Genomic DNA, 5,532 nt, shown 5'->3' on the forward strand with positions numbered 1-5,532 from the left:
AGTAACAAAACTGCAATTAAAGCTTGACGCGCATTCTGCTGGCGGTAGAATGCGCGCCACTTCAGCGATGAAGCTCTTCAAAAACTTCTTGTTAATCAATAAGTTAAGTTTAAAAGAGGGGTTGCAAAGCTGAAGGCGGTGTGTAGAATGCGCACCGGTCGACAGGGTGCTGGTCAGGTCCTGTTGATGCTTCGGTCGAGTGGATCGAAAGCGGTTGAAAGAGGTGGTTGACAGCGGTTTTGAACGCTGTAGAATGCGCCTCCCGCTGGAGAGAAGAAGTTCTGATCGAAGGCGCAAGTTGTTGAGTAGAAAGAAAAAATTCTTCGAAAAACAGCTTGACAGAAAGAAAGGCTGCTGTAGAATGCGCGGCCTCGGTTGAGACGAAAGACTTAACCAACTGTTCTTTAACAACTGAATCAAGCAATTCGTGTGGGTGCTTGTGAGGTAAGACTGATAGTCAAGTGATTATCAGCATCACAAGTAACACTCGTGAATTCGAGAGTTTATTTGCGATTGCTGAGCCAAGTTTAGGGTTTTCTCAAAACCCAAGCAGTATTGAACTGAAGAGTTTGATCATGGCTCAGATTGAACGCTGGCGGCAGGCCTAACACATGCAAGTCGAGCGGTAGAGAGGAGCTTGCTTCTCTTGAGAGCGGCGGACGGGTGAGTAATGCCTAGGAATCTGCCTAGTGGTGGGGGATAACGTTCGGAAACGGACGCTAATACCGCATACGTCCTACGGGAGAAAGCGGGGGATCTTCGGACCTCGCGCCATTAGATGAGCCTAGGTCGGATTAGCTAGTTGGTGAGGTAATGGCTCACCAAGGCGACGATCCGTAACTGGTCTGAGAGGATGATCAGTCACACTGGAACTGAGACACGGTCCAGACTCCTACGGGAGGCAGCAGTGGGGAATATTGGACAATGGGCGAAAGCCTGATCCAGCCATGCCGCGTGTGTGAAGAAGGTCTTCGGATTGTAAAGCACTTTAAGTTGGGAGGAAGGGTTGTAGATTAATACTCTGCAATTTTGACGTTACCGACAGAATAAGCACCGGCTAACTTCGTGCCAGCAGCCGCGGTAATACGAAGGGTGCAAGCGTTAATCGGAATTACTGGGCGTAAAGCGCGCGTAGGTGGTTCGTTAAGTTGGATGTGAAAGCCCCGGGCTCAACCTGGGAACTGCATCCAAAACTGGCGAGCTAGAGTACGGTAGAGGGTAGTGGAATTTCCTGTGTAGCGGTGAAATGCGTAGATATAGGAAGGAACACCAGTGGCGAAGGCGACTACCTGGACTGATACTGACACTGAGGTGCGAAAGCGTGGGGAGCAAACAGGATTAGATACCCTGGTAGTCCACGCCGTAAACGATGTCAACTAGCCGTTGGAATCCTTGAGATTTTAGTGGCGCAGCTAACGCATTAAGTTGACCGCCTGGGGAGTACGGCCGCAAGGTTAAAACTCAAATGAATTGACGGGGGCCCGCACAAGCGGTGGAGCATGTGGTTTAATTCGAAGCAACGCGAAGAACCTTACCTGGCCTTGACATGCTGAGAACTTTCCAGAGATGGATTGGTGCCTTCGGGAACTCAGACACAGGTGCTGCATGGCTGTCGTCAGCTCGTGTCGTGAGATGTTGGGTTAAGTCCCGTAACGAGCGCAACCCTTGTCCTTAGTTACCAGCACGTTATGGTGGGCACTCTAAGGAGACTGCCGGTGACAAACCGGAGGAAGGTGGGGATGACGTCAAGTCATCATGGCCCTTACGGCCAGGGCTACACACGTGCTACAATGGTCGGTACAAAGGGTTGCCAAGCCGCGAGGTGGAGCTAATCCCATAAAACCGATCGTAGTCCGGATCGCAGTCTGCAACTCGACTGCGTGAAGTCGGAATCGCTAGTAATCGTGAATCAGAATGTCACGGTGAATACGTTCCCGGGCCTTGTACACACCGCCCGTCACACCATGGGAGTGGGTTGCTCCAGAAGTAGCTAGTCTAACCTTCGGGGGGACGGTTACCACGGAGTGATTCATGACTGGGGTGAAGTCGTAACAAGGTAGCCGTAGGGGAACCTGCGGCTGGATCACCTCCTTAATCGAAGACATCAGCTTCTTCATAAGTATCCACACGAATTGCTTGATTCATAGTCGAAGACGATGCTGTAACGCGACCCTGTTATAGGTCTGTAGCTCAGTTGGTTAGAGCGCACCCCTGATAAGGGTGAGGTCGGCAGTTCAAATCTGCCCAGACCTACCAATTGCTTGGTGCAGAAGAATACGGGGCCATAGCTCAGCTGGGAGAGCGCCTGCCTTGCACGCAGGAGGTCAGCGGTTCGATCCCGCTTGGCTCCACCACTCTCTACGCGTTACGTTGCAAGAGAAAGAGTTCAGAAATGAGCGCTTCAGGTTTGGCCTGTTGAGTGCTGATTTCTGGTCTTTTGACCGGTACGAATATCGTTCTTTAAAAATTTGGATATGTGATAGAAGTGACTGATTAATTGCTTTCACTGGCAATTGATCTGGTCAAGGTAAAATTTGTAGTTCTCAAGACGCAAATTTTCGGCGAATGTCGTCTTCACGATTGAGACAGTAACCAGATTGCTTGGGGTTATATGGTCAAGTGAAGAAGCGCATACGGTGGATGCCTTGGCAGTCAGAGGCGATGAAAGACGTGGTAGCCTGCGAAAAGCTTTGGGGAGTCGGCAAACAGACTGTGATCCAGAGATCTCTGAATGGGGGAACCCACCCGGCATAAGCCGGGTATCTTGTACTGAATCCATAGGTGCAAGAGGCGAACCAGGGGAACTGAAACATCTAAGTACCCTGAGGAAAAGAAATCAACCGAGATTCCCTAAGTAGTGGCGAGCGAACGGGGACTAGCCCTTAAGTTGATTTGAGTGTAGTGGAAGGCTCTGGAAAGTGCCGCCGTAGTGGGTGATAGCCCCGTACACGAAACGCTCTTATCAATGAAATCGAGTAGGACGGGGCACGAGAAACCTTGTCTGAACATGGGGGGACCATCCTCCAAGGCTAAATACTACTGACTGACCGATAGTGAACCAGTACCGTGAGGGAAAGGCGAAAAGAACCCCGGAGAGGGGAGTGAAATAGAACCTGAAACCGTATGCGTACAAGCAGTGGGAGCCTACTTTGTTGGGTGACTGCGTACCTTTTGTATAATGGGTCAGCGACTTATATTCAGTGGCGAGCTTAACCGAATAGGGGAGGCGTAGCGAAAGCGAGTCTTAATAGGGCGCTTTAGTCGCTGGGTATAGACCCGAAACCGGGCGATCTATCCATGGGCAGGTTGAAGGTTAGGTAACACTGACTGGAGGACCGAACCGACTACCGTTGAAAAGTTAGCGGATGACCTGTGGATCGGAGTGAAAGGCTAATCAAGCTCGGAGATAGCTGGTTCTCCTCGAAAGCTATTTAGGTAGCGCCTCGTGTATCACTGCTGGGGGTAGAGCACTGTTTCGGCTAGGGGGTCATCCCGACTTACCAAACCGATGCAAACTCCGAATACCAGCAAGTGTCAGCACGGGAGACACACGGCGGGTGCTAACGTCCGTCGTGAAAAGGGAAACAACCCAGACCGTCAGCTAAGGTCCCAAAGTTATGGTTAAGTGGGAAACGATGTGGGAAGGCTTAGACAGCTAGGAGGTTGGCTTAGAAGCAGCCATCCTTTAAAGAAAGCGTAATAGCTCACTAGTCGAGTCGGCCTGCGCGGAAGATGTAACGGGGCTCAAACCATACACCGAAGCTACGGGTTCATCCTTTGGATGAGCGGTAGAGGAGCGTTCTGTAAGCCTGTGAAGGTGAGTTGAGAAGCTTGCTGGAGGTATCAGAAGTGCGAATGCTGACATGAGTAACGACAATGCGAGTGAAAAACTCGCACGCCGAAAGACCAAGGTTTCCTGCGCAACGTTAATCGACGCAGGGTTAGTCGGCCCCTAAGGCGAGGCAGAAATGCGTAGTCGATGGGAAACGGGTTAATATTCCCGTACTTCTAGTTACTGCGATGGAGGGACGGAGAAGGCTAGGCCAGCACGGCGTTGGTTGTCCGTGTTTAAGGTGGTAGGCTGATTTCTTAGGTAAATCCGGGAGATCAAGGCCGAGAACTGATGACGAGCGTTCTTTTAGAATGCGAAGTGGTTGATGCCATGCTTCCAGGAAAAGCTTCTAAGCTTCAGGTAACTAGGAACCGTACCCCAAACCGACACAGGTGGTTAGGTAGAGAATACCAAGGCGCTTGAGAGAACTCGGGTGAAGGAACTAGGCAAAATGGCACCGTAACTTCGGGAGAAGGTGCGCCGGTGAGGGTGAAGTATTTACTACGTAAGCCCATGCCGGTCGAAGATACCAGGCCGCTGCGACTGTTTATTAAAAACACAGCACTCTGCAAACACGAAAGTGGACGTATAGGGTGTGACGCCTGCCCGGTGCCGGAAGGTTAATTGATGGGGTTAGCGCAAGCGAAGCTCTTGATCGAAGCCCCGGTAAACGGCGGCCGTAACTATAACGGTCCTAAGGTAGCGAAATTCCTTGTCGGGTAAGTTCCGACCTGCACGAATGGCGTAACGATGGCGGCGCTGTCTCCACCCGAGACTCAGTGAAATTGAAATCGCTGTGAAGATGCAGTGTATCCGCGGCTAGACGGAAAGACCCCGTGAACCTTTACTATAGCTTTGCACTGGACTTTGAGCTTGCTTGTGTAGGATAGGTGGGAGGCTTTGAAGTGGGGACGCCAGTTCTCATGGAGCCATCCTTGAAATACCACCCTGGCAACCTTGAGGTTCTAACTCTGGTCCGTTATCCGGATCGAGGACAGTGTATGGTGGGTAGTTTGACTGGGGCGGTCTCCTCCCAAAGAGTAACGGAGGAGTACGAAGGTGCGCTCAGACCGGTCGGAAATCGGTCGTAGAGTATAAAGGCAAAAGCGCGCTTGACTGCGAGACAGACACGTCGAGCAGGTACGAAAGTAGGTCTTAGTGATCCGGTGGTTCTGTATGGAAGGGCCATCGCTCAACGGATAAAAGGTACTCCGGGGATAACAGGCTGATACCGCCCAAGAGTTCATATCGACGGCGGTGTTTGGCACCTCGATGTCGGCTCATCACATCCTGGGGCTGAAGCCGGTCCCAAGGGTATGGCTGTTCGCCATTTAAAGTGGTACGCGAGCTGGGTTTAGAACGTCGTGAGACAGTTCGGTCCCTATCTGCCGTGGACGTTTGAGATTTGAGAGGGGCTGACCTTAGTACGAGAGGACCGGGTTGGACGAACCTCTGGTGTTCCGGTTGTCACGCCAGTGGCATTGCCGGGTAGCTATGTTCGGAAAAGATAACCGCTGAAAGCATCTAAGCGGGAAACTTGCCTCAAGATGAGATCTCACTGGAGCCTTGAGCTCCCTAAAGGGCCGTCGAAGACTACGACGTTGATAGGTTGGGTGTGTAAGCGCTGTGAGGCGTTGAGCTAACCAATACTAATTGCCCGTGAGGCTTGACCATATAACACCCAAACAATCTGCCCTCAA

2 tRNA genes and 2 rRNA genes are annotated in these 5,532 nt (G+C 51.5%); all 4 read left to right on the plus strand.

Annotated elements, in window-relative coordinates:
- Positions 1-557: 557 nt before the first annotated feature.
- The 4 genes from PCLY_RS00005 to PCLY_RS00020 all read left to right on the plus strand — a co-directional run bounded on the left by PCLY_RS00005 (position 558) and on the right by PCLY_RS00020 (position 5,506).
- Positions 558-2,094 (plus strand): 16S ribosomal RNA (locus tag PCLY_RS00005).
- A gap of 85 nt (positions 2,095-2,179) precedes the next feature.
- Positions 2,180-2,256, plus strand: a tRNA-Ile gene (locus tag PCLY_RS00010).
- A 22-nt stretch (positions 2,257-2,278) separates the two neighbouring features.
- A tRNA-Ala gene (locus PCLY_RS00015) sits at positions 2,279-2,354 on the plus strand.
- 259 nt (positions 2,355-2,613) lie between these two features.
- Positions 2,614-5,506, plus strand: a 23S ribosomal RNA gene (locus PCLY_RS00020).
- Together the 16S and 23S rRNA genes with 2 tRNA genes alongside form the textbook arrangement of a ribosomal RNA operon.
- Positions 5,507-5,532 lie beyond the last annotated feature (26 nt).

The organism is Ectopseudomonas composti (assembly GCF_001567565.1).
In the GTDB taxonomy this organism is placed as follows: domain Bacteria; phylum Pseudomonadota; class Gammaproteobacteria; order Pseudomonadales; family Pseudomonadaceae; genus Aquipseudomonas; species Aquipseudomonas composti_A.